General features: G+C 67.6%; 8 protein-coding genes. 5 read left to right on the plus strand and 3 right to left on the minus strand.

Translation table 11 applies throughout. The annotated features are described in order from the left end of the window. Window positions 1–157 precede the first annotated feature (157 nt). Window positions 158–1,219, minus strand: a complete 1,062-nt coding sequence (locus GONAM_RS17095) for an alpha/beta hydrolase (protein ID WP_006868013.1) — start codon at window positions 1,217–1,219, stop codon at window positions 158–160. Window positions 1,220–1,783: 564 nt separating this feature from the next. Here GONAM_RS17095 and gltB point away from each other — a divergent pair. The 3 genes from gltB to GONAM_RS17110 all read left to right on the plus strand — a co-directional run bounded on the left by gltB (window position 1,784) and on the right by GONAM_RS17110 (window position 8,835). Then, the gene (gene gltB / locus GONAM_RS17100) at window positions 1,784–6,367 is read left to right on the plus strand and encodes a glutamate synthase large subunit (RefSeq protein ID WP_006868014.1); all 4,584 of its coding nucleotides are present in this window, start codon (window positions 1,784–1,786) and stop codon (window positions 6,365–6,367) included. Next, on the plus strand, window positions 6,360–7,814 hold the full coding sequence (locus tag GONAM_RS17105) for a glutamate synthase subunit beta (RefSeq protein WP_006868015.1): 1,455 nt from the start codon (window positions 6,360–6,362) through the stop codon (window positions 7,812–7,814). Before gltB ends, GONAM_RS17105 begins: the two co-directional genes overlap by 8 nt. A 133-nt stretch (window positions 7,815–7,947) precedes the next feature. Continuing rightward, the gene (locus tag GONAM_RS17110) at window positions 7,948–8,835 is read left to right on the plus strand and encodes a cutinase family protein (protein WP_006868016.1); all 888 of its coding nucleotides are present in this window, start codon (window positions 7,948–7,950) and stop codon (window positions 8,833–8,835) included. A 1-nt stretch (window position 8,836) separates the two neighbouring features. Here GONAM_RS17110 and GONAM_RS17115 read toward each other — a convergent pair whose 3' ends face one another. Together GONAM_RS17115 and GONAM_RS17120 are read right to left on the minus strand one after the other, a co-directional pair. Further along, on the minus strand, window positions 8,837–9,451 hold the full coding sequence (locus tag GONAM_RS17115; RefSeq protein ID WP_006868017.1) for a DUF937 domain-containing protein: 615 nt from the start codon (window positions 9,449–9,451) through the stop codon (window positions 8,837–8,839). Window positions 9,452–10,064: 613 nt separating this feature from the next. Beyond that, window positions 10,065–10,295, minus strand: coding sequence for an RNA-binding S4 domain-containing protein (locus tag GONAM_RS17120; protein ID WP_040536805.1), 231 nt, complete (start codon window positions 10,293–10,295; stop codon window positions 10,065–10,067). A 129-nt stretch (window positions 10,296–10,424) separates the two neighbouring features. Between GONAM_RS17120 and lysX the strand changes: the two genes are divergently transcribed. Together lysX and GONAM_RS17130 are read left to right on the plus strand one after the other, a co-directional pair. Then, on the plus strand, window positions 10,425–13,838 hold the full coding sequence (gene lysX / locus GONAM_RS17125; RefSeq protein ID WP_040536807.1) for a bifunctional lysylphosphatidylglycerol synthetase/lysine--tRNA ligase LysX: 3,414 nt from the start codon (window positions 10,425–10,427) through the stop codon (window positions 13,836–13,838). A 28-nt stretch (window positions 13,839–13,866) separates the two neighbouring features. Next, entirely contained in the window at window positions 13,867–14,784 is a 918-nt protein-coding gene (locus tag GONAM_RS17130) for an alpha/beta fold hydrolase (protein ID WP_006868020.1), read from the plus strand. The last annotated feature ends 15 nt before the right edge of the window (window positions 14,785–14,799 follow it).

Here is a 14,799-nt window from a genome sequence, read left to right on the forward strand (position 1 = left end):
CATCACGTCGACGGGTCGAGGATCACTCCATACATGCCCACCATCCCCCCGGTGGTGGAGCGATCCTCGTGGGTCCTCGTCCGGATGGACACCGCACGGCCGGTGACGATCTCCCAATGTCGTCACCGGCCGTTGTGTCTTTTCCGGGTTCGGCGCCTCAGCTCGCGGAGTCGGTGCGAGTGGGTGCCGTCACCGTGATGAACCGGGCCGCGGTCTCCACGGCCTGGCGGGCCTCGGAGGACAACCGCGGCATCAGCTGGAAGACATGCCCCTGGTCCGGCCACGCCTGGATCACCGAAACGCCACCGGCACCCACGATCTCGGCGTGGGTGGCCCGGGCATCGGCACCCATGACCTCGAGGGCCCCGTACTGGATGAGCGTCTTGGGAAGCGTCATCCCCGGAGTCAGGCGGATGCGCATGCGCGGATGGTCGGGGTCGGCGGTCCGGGTGTACAGACGGAGGATTTTGCGCGCGGTGACCGCGTTGATGATCGGGTCGTGGACGCCGCTGCGCTGATTGTCCACTGCCAGATCGAAAGTCGGGTCGTAGAGCGGGGAGAAGAGCACCATCGAACCGGGCTGCGGGGTGCGGGTCGCGTGGTTGACGGCGAGGATGTCGAGCGCGAGGTGTCCACCGGCGGAGTCGCCGGCGATCACGATGTCCTCGGCGCGATAACCCTGTGCGAGAAGCCATCGGTAGCCCCGGATCGCATCGTTTCCCGCGCAGGGCCACGGATGTTCGGGACCGAGCCGGTAGTCGAGGCTGAATGCCGACAGCTCCGTCAGATTGCCCAGTCGCGCGACGAGCCCGCGGTGGGTGCGCGGGGAACACACCACATATCCGCTGCCGTGGAGGTAGTAGATGACCCGGCTGCCCGGTCGCGGCTCCGCGGCACGACGACCCGTCACCCATTCACCGCGGATCTGACCTCCGCGGAACGTCTCGCGTACCGGCACGACGCTCGTCCCCGACGGCGGCGGGTTGAGCCGTTCGATGGTCAGGTTGAGTCCGGGGCGGGCCCGCTGGATCATCTGCGCCGTCACCCGCGGATGGCTTCGCCGCGCGGCGAGCATCATCGGCCAGGTCACGCGGGCGAGGTAGGCGTTGACGGCACGTGACCGACGGGATCCGTGCGGGTCCACACCGAGTCGGCCGAAGGGGTTCTCGTCGTCCGCGGGCAGGAACGGGGCACCGCCCGGCACAGAGGTGACGCTCATCACCTGACGGTATCGGCGCAGGATGTCCGAAGCGCGGCAATCGGCCGGGGCGTCACCGGACCGGGACCAGGCCGCGATCGAGTGGCTGCCACGATGGTTCCGTGTCGTTACGTGCGAGGGCCGGCGACTTGCTCGGCAGGCACATCGCGGTGATGTCGGTACACGCCCGATTTCTCCTCTGACGTGCAGTAGGGCGGTCGTTGTGGTAGCCGGATTTCGATAGTGGGCACCCCACGTGGAAAAATGACACACAATGCTCATACGGCAGCCCGCGGGCGCCCTCTGTAGTGCTGCGCGTAAGCCGAGATGAGCAGGGTGTTCGGGCCCCGACGATGCGGCCCGGAGGAATCCGTCAGCAACGGCGCTGACGGGGCCCACCGCCATGTGATTGTCCGCTCTGCCCCGGGTCAGCCCCCAGGGGCGGCAGAAGACGCAGCTGTGGGGGACAGCGAGGTCCGCTAGGCGATCAGGCCGGCAACGGAGCCGGTGATACAGGCGGGGGTGGCCCCCAAACATTGACGACGGTTAGTGCGTGCACCCCTTCGCACGCAAAGTGAGGCGAATATGAAGCAGGCTCCGGGACCGGTCGGTCTCTACGACCCACGCAACGAGCACGATTCGTGCGGCGTGGCGTTCGTCGTAGACATGCACGGACGACGCAGTCGCGACATCGTCGACAAGGCGATCATGGCCCTGGTCAACCTCGAGCACCGCGGTGCCGCGGGTGCCGAACCGAACACCGGTGACGGTGCCGGGATCATGATCCAGGTTCCCGACCGCTTCCTGCGGGAGACGGTCGACTTCGAGCTTCCCGCCGAGGGCAGCTACGCGACCGGTATCGCCTTCCTCCCGCAGGGCTCCGAAGACGCTCGGCTCGCCTGCGAGGGCGTCGAGAAGGTCATCGAGTCCGAGGGTCTGACCCTGCTCGGCTGGCGCGAGGTGCCCACCAACGAGAACTCGCTCGGTGCGCTCGCCCGCGACGCGATGCCCACGTTCCGTCAGGTCTTCATCGGCGGCGCCGAGGGCATGGAACTCGAGCGCCGCGCCTACGTCGTGCGCAAGCGCGTCCAGTACGAGCTCGGCAACAAGGGCGCCGGCGCCGACGGCCCCGGCCGCGAGACCGTCTACTTCCCGTCCCTGTCGGGCCGGACGTTCGTCTACAAGGGCATGCTGACGACCCCGCAGCTGCGGGAGTTCTACGTCGACCTGCAGGATTCGCGCGTCGAGAGCTCGCTGGGCCTCGTCCACTCGCGCTTCTCCACCAACACCTTCCCGTCGTGGCCGCTGGCGCACCCGTTCCGCCGCGTCGCCCACAACGGTGAGATCAACACCGTCACGGGCAACGAGAACTGGATGCGGGCCCGCGAGGCGCTCATCAACACCGAGGCCTTCGGTGCCGACGCCGCGTCGAAGATCTTCCCGATCTGCACCCCCGGTGCCTCCGACACCGCTCGTTTCGACGAGGTGCTCGAACTGCTTCACCTCGGCGGCCGCAGCCTGCCGCACGCGGTCCTGATGATGATCCCGGAGGCCTGGGAGCGTCACGAGTCGATGAAGCCCGAGCACCGCGCGTTCTACCGCTACCACTCGGCGCTCATGGAGCCGTGGGACGGCCCGGCGTCGGTGTGCTTCACCGACGGCACCGTCGTCGGCGCCGTGCTCGACCGAAACGGTCTGCGCCCCAGCCGCATCTGGGTCACCAAGGACGGCCTCGTCGTGATGGCCTCCGAGGTCGGCGTCCTCGACATCGACCACGCCGACGTCGTGCAGAAGATGCGTCTGCAGCCCGGCCGCATGTTCCTCGTGGACACCGCCGCCGGCCGCATCGTCGACGACGAGGAGATCAAGGACGAGCTGGCCGCCGAGCACCCCTACGCGGAGTGGCTCGAGAAGGGCATGGTCGCCGTCGACGACATCGAGGCACAGCCCCATGTGCACATGCCGCACGACCGGGTCGCCCTGCGCCAGCAGGTCTTCGGTTACACCAGCGAGGAGCTGAACCTCCTCGTCGCGCCGATGGCCAAGACCGGCGCCGAGGCACTCGGTTCGATGGGCACCGACACGCCCATCGCAGTGCTATCCAAGCGCCCGCGCATGCTGTTCGACTACTTCCAGCAGATGTTCGCGCAGGTCACCAACCCGCCGCTCGACGCCATCCGCGAGGAGGTCGTCACCAGCGTCGGTTCGACCATCGGCTCCGAGGCCGACCTGCTCAACCCGAGCCCCGTGTCGTGCCGCCAGATCGAGCTGCCGCAGCCGGTCATCGACAACGACACGCTGGCGAAGCTGGTCCAGATCAACGACAACGAGTCGCTGCCGGACTTCCGCAGCGTCCACATCCACGGCCTCTACCCGGTGGCCGAGGGCGGTGCCGGACTCCGCAAGGCACTCGACGAGATCCGTGCGAAGGCCAGCGCCGCCATCGAGGACGGCGCAAACCTGATCGTGCTGTCCGACCGCGAGTCCGACGAGAACCTCGCGCCGATCCCGTCGCTGCTGCTGACCGCCGCGGTGCACCACCACCTGGTGCGCGAGCGCAAGCGCACCCGCGCCGGCCTCATCGTCGAGTCCGGTGATTGCCGCGAGGTCCACCACGTGGCGACGCTCGTCGGTTTCGGTGCGGCAGCGGTCAATCCGTACATGGCCTTCGAGTCGATCGAGGACATGGTAGAGCGCGGCGTGCTCGGCGACGTCGACTTCGCCACCGCGAAGAAGAACTACATCAAGGCCGCCAGCAAGGGTGTGCTCAAGGTGATGAGCAAGATGGGCATCTCGACCATCGCCTCCTACACCGGCGCACAGCTCTTCCAGGTCATCGGCCTGTCGCAGGCGACGGTCGACGAGTTCTTCACCGGACTCATCAGCCAGCTCGACGGCATCGGTCTCGACGAGATCGCCGCCGACGTCGCCGCCCGCCACGCTCTGGCGTTCAGCGACCGACCCTCGGAGCGCGCGCACCGCGAGCTCGAGGTCGGCGGTGAATACCAGTGGCGTCGGGAGGGCGAGTACCACCTGTTCAACCCGGACACGGTGTTCAAGCTGCAGCACTCCACGCGCACCGGCCAGTACGGGGTGTTCAAGGAGTACACCAAGATGGTCGACGACCAGTCGACCCGTCTGGGCACGCTGCGCGGCCTCTTCGACTTCAACTTCGGTGACCGCGACCCGATCCCGATCGAGAAGGTCGAGCCGGCCAGCGAGATCGTCAAGCGGTTCTCGACCGGCGCGATGAGCTTCGGCTCGATCTCGGCCGAGGCCCACGAGACCCTGGCCATCGCGATGAACCGTCTCGGCGGTCGCTCGAACTCCGGTGAGGGCGGTGAGGATCCGCGTCGTTTCCATCACGACGAGAACGGTGACTGGCGTCGCAGTGCGATCAAGCAGGTCGCGTCGGGACGTTTCGGCGTCACCTCGCACTACCTGTCGAACTGCACCGACATCCAGATCAAGATGGCGCAGGGCGCCAAGCCCGGCGAGGGCGGTCAGCTCCCGCCGCACAAGGTGTACCCGTGGGTCGCCGAGGTCCGTGGCTCGACGCCGGGCGTCGGCCTGATCTCGCCGCCGCCGCACCACGACATCTATTCGATCGAGGATCTCGCCCAGCTGATTCACGACCTGAAGAACGCCAACCCCAAGGCGCGCATCCACGTGAAGCTCGTCAGCGAGGTCGGCGTGGGCACCGTCGCCGCCGGTGTGTCGAAGGCACACGCGGATGTCGTGCTCATCTCGGGTCACGACGGCGGCACCGGCGCCTCGCCGCTGACGTCGCTCAAGCACGCCGGTGCGCCGTGGGAGATCGGTCTCGCCGAGACCCAGCAGACCCTGCTGCTCAACGGTCTTCGCGACCGCATCGTGGTCCAGGTCGACGGTCAGATGAAGACCGGCCGCGACGTCGTGATCGCCGCACTGCTCGGTGGCGAGGAGTTCGGTTTCGCGACCGCACCGCTCGTCGTCTCGGGCTGCGTCATGATGCGCGTCTGCCACCTCGACACCTGCCCGGTCGGCATCGCCACCCAGAACCCGCTTCTGCGTGAGCGTTTCGCCGGCAAGCCGGAGTTCGTCGAGAACTTCTTCCTGTTCATCGCCGAAGAGGTCCGGGAGCTGTTGGCACGCCTCGGCTTCCGCACGCTCCAGGAGGCCGTGGGCCATGTCGAGGCCCTCGACACCACCAAGGCCCTGGCGCACTGGAAGTCGGAGAAGGCGGGCAAGCTCGACCTGACGTCGATCCTGACCATGCCGGAATCGCCGTTCATGAACCAGGATCTGTACTGCTCGGGCGTCCAGGATCACTCGCTGGAGAAGGCGCTCGACCAGCAGCTCATCGCGCAGAGCCGCGACGCGATCGACCACGGCACCCGCGTGTCGTTCACGTCGAAGATCACCAACGTGAACCGCACCGTCGGCACCATGCTGGGCCACGAGGTCACCAAGACCTATGGCGCACAGGGCCTGCCGGACGGCACGATCATCGTCGACTTCACCGGTTCGGCGGGCAACAGCTTCGGCGCCTTCGTCCCCAAGGGCATCACGCTGCGCCTCGAGGGCGACGCCAACGACTTCGTCGGCAAGGGCCTCTCGGGCGGCCGCCTGGTGGTCCGTCCGGCGCGCAACGCGCCGGCCGACTTCGTCGCCGAGGACAACATCATCGCCGGCAACGTGATCGGCTTCGGTGCCACCGCGGGCAAGATCTTCCTGCGCGGCATCGTCGGCGAGCGCTTCTGCGTCCGTAACTCGGGTGCGACAGCGGTCGTCGAGGGTGTGGGCGACCACGGCTGTGAGTACATGACCGGTGGACGCGTCGTGGTGCTCGGCGAGACCGGCCGCAACTTCGCGGCGGGTATGTCGGGCGGTATGGCGTTCGTCTACGACCCGGACGCCAAGCTGGCCGACAACCTCAACACCGAGCTCGTCGACCTCGAGCCGCTCGAGGCCGAGGACATCGAGTTCCTCGCCGCCATCATCGACGAACACCGCGCCGAGACCGAATCCCCGGTCGCCGCAGCGCTGCTCGCCGATTGGGACACTGCCCAGACCAAGTTCGCCAAGGTCATGCCGCGGGACTACAAGCGCGTGCTGCTGGCCATCTCCGAAGCGGAGAAGACCGGGCGAGACGTGAACGAAGCGATCATGGAGGCCGCACGTGGCTGACCCCAGAGGATTCCTCAAGCACCCCGAGCGGGAGCTGCCCGACCGTCGCCCGGTCGAGCTGCGACTGCTCGACTGGAAAGAGGTCTACACCGACTTCGACAAGGATCACCTGAAGACGCAGGCGAGCCGCTGCATGGACTGCGGTATCCCGTTCTGCCACAACGGTTGCCCGCTCGGGAACCTGATCCCCGAGTGGAACGACCTGGTCTACAAGGACCAGTGGCGCGACGGCATCGAGCGTCTGCACGCGACCAACAACTTCCCGGAGTTCACCGGTCGCCTGTGCCCGGCACCCTGTGAGGCGTCGTGCGTGCTCGGCATCAACCAGCCGCCGGTGACCATCAAGCAGGTCGAGGTCGAGATCATCGACAACGCCTTCGACAACGGCTGGGTCACCCCGGTCCTGCCGTCGGAGAAGACCGGCAAGTCGGTGGCCGTCGTCGGCTCGGGCCCGGCCGGACTCGCTGCCGCACAGCAGCTCACGCGTGCCGGACACGACGTGACGCTGTTCGAGCGGGCCGACCGCATCGGCGGTCTGCTGCGCTACGGCATCCCCGAGTTCAAGATGGAGAAGCGCCACATCGACCGCCGTCTGGCGCAGATGGAGGCCGAGGGCACCGTCTTCCGCACCGGCGTCAACGTGGGCGTCGACATCACTGTCGAGCAGCTGCGTGCCGACTTCGACGCGGTCATCCTCGCCAACGGTTCGACCATCGGTCGCGACCTGCCGATCCCGGGCCGCGAGCTCGACGGCATCCACCAGGCGATGGAGTTCCTGCCCCAGGCCAACCGGGTTCAGCTCGGCGACACCGTCGAGGGCCAGATCACGGCCAAGGGCAAGAAGGTCATCATCATCGGCGGTGGCGACACCGGCGCCGACTGCCTGGGCACCTCGCTGCGTCAGGGCGCCGAGATCGTCCACCAGTTCGAGATCATGCCGAAGCCGCCGATCGAGCGCGCCGAGTCGACCCCGTGGCCGACCTACCCGCTGATGTACCGCGTGTCGTCGGCCCACGAAGAGGGCGGCGAGCGTGTCTTCTCGGTCAACACCGAGCAGTTCCTCGGCGAGAACGGCAAGGTCACCGGCCTGAAGGCGCACGAGGTCGTCATGCGTGACGGACGCTTCGAGAAGGTCGAGGGCTCGGACTTCGAGCTCGAGGCCGACCTGGTCCTGCTGGCGATGGGCTTCGTCGGCCCGGAACGCGAGGATCTCCTCGACAAGATGGGCGTCGAGTACGACGCCCGCGGCAACGTCAAGCGTGACAACAACTTCGCCGCAGTCGGCCAGCCGGGCGTGTTCGTCGCCGGTGACGCCGGCCGTGGCCAGTCGCTGATCGTCTGGGCGATCGCCGAGGGTCGTTCGGCCGCCGCGGCCGCCGACGAGTACCTCACCGGTGCGTCGGATCTACCGGCCCCGATCGTGCCGACCCAGGTCGCCCAGCGCTGACCTGACGGCCACCACGAACGAGAACTCCCGCTCACCGAAAAGGTGGGCGGGAGTTTCGTTTTCTCGGCTACACACCCGGGGGGCGCGGTCATACACTCGGGCTATCGCAATCCATCCACCGAAGGGGCAGCCCATGCGTCGAATCCTCGCCATCATGTGCACTCTGCTGTGTGCGGTCTTGGGAGGGTTCGGGTTGAGCACGCCGCGTGCGGACGCGGCGCCGGCCGGTTGCCCGGAGATCTACGTCCTCGCCGTTCCGGGAACCTGGTCCAACGGCGTCAGCCCCGGCGTCCTGGGCGCGGTCACCTCCGGCCTGGGGCCGGAGACCAGGGTCCAGTACGTCGGCTACGACGCGACCGCGTTCCCATGGGAGAAGGCGATCTACGGCAAGTCGAAGGCCCAGGCCGTCGCCAACACCCGCGGCCTCGCCCTGCAGATGCTGGCACGGTGCCCGGGCACCCGGATCGCACTCGTCGGGTACAGCCAGGGCGCCGACGCCGCGGGCGACCTCGCCTCGGAGATCGGCACCGGCCGCGCCATGATCCGCCCCGGTCAGGTCGCCGGCGTGGTGCTGATCTCCGATCCCCGACGCTCCCGCAAGGACAACGTAGTCGGCCCGGCCCTGCGCGGTGAGGGCAGCGGCGGACCCCGACTCGACGGGATGGGCTGGCTTCTCCCGCGGGCATTCACACTCTGCGAGCCGACCGACATGTACTGCAACACGCCGCGGGACTTCTACATCACCCGTATCGCCGGCTACCTGGCCGAGACCAGCGATCCGACGCCGAGCCAGATCCTCCAGTACCAGGCGGAGGCGGCCGTGATCGTGCGTGAGTTGCTCACGCTCGGCGGCCCCGGCGCGATCGTCCAGGAACTGGGCAACAAGCGGGCCCGCGAGCAGATCATCTCGTTCAACAAGTTCCTGCAGTCGGGCTCGCACGGCACCTACGGCGACTTCCAGGTGAAGCCCGGCGTCAGCGCGGTCACCTGGGCCAACCGTTTCCTCGCCGGTCTGGCCTGACCTACTTCCGGCCGCCCAGGATCGATCCGAGGATACCGCCGAGGAGGTCGCCGCCGCCCTGCTTGGCGCCACCGCCGGCTGCGCCCCCGAGCATTCCGCCGAGCAGGTCGCCGAGTCCTCCGGCAGCACCGCCACTGTTGCCGCCACCCAGCACACTGCCGAGCAGATCGCCCAGGCCGCCGGTGCCGGCCTGAGAGGTACCGCCACCTCCGCCCAGCACCTTCTTGGTGATGTAGCTCAGCACGATCGGGGCGAGGATCGGGAGCAGTTTCTGGACCAGGCCCTGATCGACGGCCGCAGCCGGTACCTGGTTGCTGACGGCACCCGCGACCTCCGGGGTCTTGTCACCGAAGATGTGGGCGACGATCTTCGAGCCGTCGGCGGTGTCGACGTCGTCGACGCTGATCTCCCCGGCCGCGAGGTCGTTGTCGTGTTGCGCGAGGGCGCCGACGAGCTTCTGTGCCGACGCTTCGTTCGCGGTCTGCGCCTGCAGTCCGGCGAGCAGAGCAGGGATCGCCTGTCCGGCGGCAGCGCGAGCGGAATCCTCGTCGACGCCGAGCTGCTGGGCCAGTGTGTCGTAGGGGAGGCGGGACAGGAGGTCGTCGATGTCGGACATGTCGGCGCTACTTTCGGTCAAGAACAGTGAAGGTCCACGTGAACCTACTGGATCCGGCCCCCACCCACCAGAGCCCGAGGTCCCGGCGGGTCCCGCCGCCGATGGGCGAATTGGTCCGGATGGATGGCATACGCCGCCGGGTTCGCTGCGTAGCATTGGCGCTGGTAGATGCCGCGTCGCTACCCGGACCGTAACGCCCTGCATGCCATGATCGATCTAGTCGGCAGGTACGACGGTCACGAATCCGGGACACCGGGGACGTGGAATCTCACATGTCGACGGGGCTCGGGGTGAGTGGTGCAAACCACGAAAATTCCTGGAGACAGCGATGAGTACTGTCGCTACAGTAGATCAAAGTCAGAGTCCGTTGTAACGAATGTGAATGCACCAGGAAGTGATTGGTCATGAAGTTGGCTGACACATTTCACTCGCCCCGCCGGGGCTCATTGCTGAATTCGCTCACCGGGGGGCGACTCGGCGGCCGTCGAGTTCACTCATCGACGTTCCCCGCCGAAGCAGAACGACTCATCACTCCCGCCGAGCTCAGGCGGCTCGGCGTCCGTTCCTGATCCGGGGGGATCAACACCGGGGGTTTCGGTGTCCGGGGGGATTCTCAAACCTCTTCGCGGGCGACCCGCACACTCATCCCGCCCACCTCGACCACATCGCCGAGCGTGAGCTGACGACCCCGCCTGGTCTCGACCTCACCGTTGACGGTCACCAGACCGTCGGCGATGACCTCCTTGGCCTCGGCGCCGGATTCGATGAGGTTGGCCAGTTTCAAGAACTGGCCGAGGCGGATGGAGTCGTCGCGGATCGTCACGTCGTACACGGTCCCGATCATGCCCCGTGTGCGCGGAGTCGGCCACACCGGTACGAGCACACCGGTACACCGACGCAGATATGTGCCGCCGCATGATCGAATCAGCGTGGAGTGCCGGAGCGTTACCGCGCGGGCGACTACCGTCGACGCATGGCCACCGACACCCCCCTTGCGCCGGTCGACCCGTCCAGCCCCGACGAACATCCCGAGGCACTCCGGCGGACACCCACCGCGGCTGACCGCCGCTCCCTCGTCCTCCTCGACAAGATCAGGCGCCCTACCGGATTCGGTCGCAACGCGCCGCACATCGCGGGCACCGTCGTCGGCGTCCTGGCGACGATCGCGTTGTTGTCCAGCCTCATTCCGGCATTCCGGCGGCTGATCCACGACCCGCGGCGCTACGTCGACGACTACATCATCACCCTGCCCGACACGAGCTTCGCGTGGGCGTTCGTCCTGGCGTTGATCGCCGTCGCGCTGTCGGCACGCAAGCGAATCGCCTGGTGGATCAGCGTGATCTACCTCGTGCTGTTCATGGTCGGCAACGTGCTGTACCTGATCCCGTCACTCGAGGACGACCTCGACGTCACGGCCTGGGACCGCACCAACATCTACATCGGCCTGGTCATCGACCTCGCCGCGCTGGTCTTCCTGCTGTCCACCTACCGGCAGTTCCACACCCGCGTCCGCCGCGGTGCGATCCCGGCGTCGCTCGCCACTCTCGTCGTCGGTCTCGGCATCGCGACGCTGCTCGGCTGGGCGCTCGTCTGGACCTTCCCGCACACCCTGACCCGGGCAGATCGGTTGCCGTACGCGTTCAACCGCGTGGTCGCCTTCGGTGCGATCGACCAGGACGCCTCCTTCGACGGTCGCCACACGCACGTCTTCGTCAACGGTCTGCTCGGTCTGTTCGGCGCGCTGGCGCTGATCGCCGCGGCGGTCGTGTTGTTCCGGTCGCAACGACTGCGCTGGCTGATCACCGCGGAGGACGAGTCGTTGATCCGCGCGCTCATCACCCGGTTCAACGACGACGATTCGCTCGCCTACTTCTCCACCCGCCGGGACAAGGCGGTCGTGTTCTCACCGGACGGCCGCGCCGCCATCACCTATCGGGTCGAGGTCGGCGTCGGCATGGCCGGTGGTGACCCCATCGGTGATCCGGAATCCTGGCCCGACGCCATCGCCGAATTCCTCACCCTCTGTGAGAAGTACGGATGGCATCCGGCCTCGATCGGGTCGAGTGCACGCGGCGCCGCGGCCTACGACGCCGCCGGTTTCATCTCCCTCAACATCGGCGACGAGGCAATCCTGCACACCCGTGAGTTCAGCCTGAGCGGCCCGGCGATGAAGGCCGTGCGCCAGGCCGTCACCCGCACCCGGCGAGCCGGTGTGACAGTGCGTATCCGGCGCCATCGGGAGATCGGTGACGCCGAGATGGCCAAGGTCGTCGCCCGTGCCGACGACTGGCGCGACACCGACGAGGAACGCGGTTTCGCGATGGCGTTGTCGCGCATCGGCGATCGCGCCGACGACGACTGTCTGCTGGTCGAGGCCGTGGTCGGCGAGGGCACCCCCGACGAGAAGGTCGTCGGCATGCTCTCCTTCGTCCCGTGGGGCCGTCGCGGCGCCTCGCTGGACCTGATGCGACGCGATCGCCAGGGACCGAACGGCGTCGTGGAGACGATGGTCGCCGAATTGTGCCGCAACTCCGAACAGTTCGGCATCACCGAGGTCTCGCTCAACTTCGCCGCCTTCCGGGCGTTCTTCGAGCAGGGGCCGCAGATCGGTGCCGGTCCGGTCATGCGCGCCGGCTACTCCGTCCTGATGTTCGGTTCGCGGTTCTTCCAGATGGAGTCGCTGTACAAGTCGAACGCCAAGTACCTGCCGGACTGGCAGTCGCGCTACCTGTGCTTCGAGGACAACCGCATCCTGCCGCGCGTCGGACTCGCCGCGATCGTCACCGAAGGGTTCATCACCCTGCCCAAGTTCGGGCGGGCCAGGCACTACTCCGAGGGGCAGCCGTCGATCCCGGCCGGCGTCGACGCGCCGGCGCTGATCGCCGAACTGGAAGCGGAGGCAGCGACTCCCGAGGGTGCCGTCGTGCACCGCCCCGAGCAGGTCCGGGTCCGTCTCGACAAGATGGACCGGCTCGTCGAGCGTGGTTTCGATCCGTATCCGCCCGCCGACCAGCCGACCCACACCATCGCGCAGGCGCGATCCGAACCGGAGGGCACCGTCGTCACCGTCGCCGGCCGCGTCACGCGTCTGCGTGACTTCGGCAAGGTGGTGTTCGCCGACATGCACGACTGGTCGGGCGAGGTTCAGATCCTCGTCGAGGACTCGCGGGTCATCCCGGGTACTCCCGACTTCGGTACCGATGTCGACCTCGGCGACCTCATCCAGGCACGCGGTGTCGTCGGCACCAGCCGCAAGGGTGAACTGTCGATCCTGATCGACGCGTGGCGGATCAACGGCAAGTGCCTGCGTCCCCTGCCGGACAAGTGGGCGGGCCTCACCGATCCCGAGGCCCGCGTGCGCCAGCGCTACGTCGACCTCGCGATCAACGAGGAGAGCCGGAAGAACCTCGCGATCCGCAGCCTGGTGGTGAAGTCGTTGCGCGACTTCCTCGCCGCGCGCGGCTTCCTGGAGGTCGAGACGCCGATCCTGCAGCAGATCCACGGCGGCGCCAACGCGACACCGTTCCAGACGCACATCAACGCCTACAACCTCGATCTCTACCTGCGGATCGCGCCGGAGCTCTACCTGAAGCGCCTGTGCGTCGGCGGTGTGGAGAAGGTCTTCGAGATCGGTCGCAATTTCCGCAACGAGGGCGTGGACTTCAGTCACAATCCGGAGTTCACGAGCCTGGAAGCCTATGAGGCACACAGCGACTACCTCAAGATGCTCGACCTCACCCGCGAGATGATCCAGCACGCGGCGACGGCGGCCTACGGCGAACCGGTGATCATCCGTACCGACGCCGACGGAAACGAAGAGCGCGTGGACATCTCGGGCGAGTGGCCGGTGAAGACCGTCCACGAGGTGGTGTCCGAGGGTGCGGGGGAGGAGATCACCCCGGAGACCTCGGTGGAGCAGCTCCGCGCCGTCTGCGATCGTCTCGAGATCAATTACCGCCCGGACTGGGATGCCGGACAGATCGTGCTGGAACTCTACGAACACCTCGGCGAGGACCGCACGACCTTCCCGACGTTCTACACCGACTTCCCGACGTCGACGTCGCCGCTGACCCGCGCGCATCGCAGCAAGCCCGGCGTCGCCGAGCGCTGGGACCTGGTGGCGTGGGGTGTGGAGCTCGGCACCGCCTACACCGAGCTCACCGATCCGGTGGAGCAGCGCAAGCGTCTCACCGAGCAGTCGATCCTGGCCGCCGGTGGCGACCCGGAGGCGATGGAGCTCGACGAGGACTTCCTCCAGGCCCTCGAGTACGCGATGCCACCCACGGGTGGTCTGGGCGTGGGCGTCGACCGCGTGGTCATGCTCATCACCGGCCAGTCGATCCGCGAATCGCTGGCATTCCCGCTGGCCAAACCGCAGGACGCCTGAGCGCAGGCACACTGGTCGGGTGAACCCGATGACGCGCACCGACGGTGACGAGGCCTCCGCGCCAGGCGACTTCGTCACCGTGGGGGAGCACCGGCTGCATGTGCTCGACGAGGGTTCGGGCCCGCCGCTGCTGCTGATGGCGGCACTGGGCAGCAACTGGTTCGACCTCGATCCGCTGGTGGCCAGGCTCTCCGCGTCGTGGCGGGTGATCCGCTACGACCGTCCGGGTTACGGGTTGTCGAGTCCGGTCGGGCGCCAGCACCTCCCGACCCTGCTCGGCGAGGTTGAACGGATGGTCGCGGTACTGGACGCCCGCGGTGTGACCGAACCCGTTGTCGTGGTGGGGCATTCGCTGGCCTCGCTCTATGTGGAGGCCTTCGCCCGGCAGTACCCCGACCGGACGGCGGGCGTGGTCGTGCTCGACGGCTCCTATGTGCTTGTGCCGTGGCGCCTGGTGCCGTTGTCGTTCCGGGTCGGGAACGCGCACCGCCTGATGGGTGTTGCGCGAGCGGTGACGAGCCGCGTCGGCATCCAACGCTGGCCGAGCCTGCAGGTGTGGAAGCGGGTCGTACCGGCGCCTCCCGAGGGTCGGGGTGAGCAACAACGCCGTTGGGGAGCCCGCATCTTCGGACAGCCGCCGTTCCTACTGGCAATGCTCGTCGAGAACGCCGCCTTCGGTGCGATGAACAAGACCCTGCGCGGTCTGCGTCGAACCGCCCCGATGCCCCGCGTGCCGGTCGTCGTGGTGGTCGCCTCGTCGACGCTGCGCGGATGGCGGGCGTTCTGGGAGTGGAAGCAACGGCGCTATTCGGAGATCCTCGGCGCCGACGAGATCGTGGTCCTTCCGCAGGCCAAGCACTTCCTGGTCTCCGAGCGGCCGGACGAGGTCGCGGAGATCATCGACGGCCTCGGTGGAGAACGGCAGCCCGAACCTACCCGGGAGTAACCCGAAACTTGCGGT

The organism is Gordonia namibiensis NBRC 108229 (assembly GCF_000298235.1).
GTDB lineage: Bacteria > Actinomycetota > Actinomycetes > Mycobacteriales > Mycobacteriaceae > Gordonia > Gordonia namibiensis.

Coding starts and splice junctions, on each gene's coding strand:
- GONAM_RS17115 (WP_006868017.1), bottom strand. CDS start 9,451: ATGTCCGACATCGACGACCTCCTGTCCCGCCTCCCCTACGACACACTG.
- gltB (WP_006868014.1), top strand. CDS start 1,784: ATGAAGCAGGCTCCGGGACCGGTCGGTCTCTACGACCCACGCAACGAG.
- lysX (WP_040536807.1), top strand. CDS start 10,425: ATGGCCACCGACACCCCCCTTGCGCCGGTCGACCCGTCCAGCCCCGAC.
- GONAM_RS17095 (WP_006868013.1), bottom strand. CDS start 1,219: ATGAGCGTCACCTCTGTGCCGGGCGGTGCCCCGTTCCTGCCCGCGGAC.
- GONAM_RS17120 (WP_040536805.1), bottom strand. CDS start 10,295: ATGATCGGGACCGTGTACGACGTGACGATCCGCGACGACTCCATCCGC.
- GONAM_RS17130 (WP_006868020.1), top strand. CDS start 13,867: ATGACGCGCACCGACGGTGACGAGGCCTCCGCGCCAGGCGACTTCGTC.
- GONAM_RS17110 (WP_006868016.1), top strand. CDS start 7,948: ATGCGTCGAATCCTCGCCATCATGTGCACTCTGCTGTGTGCGGTCTTG.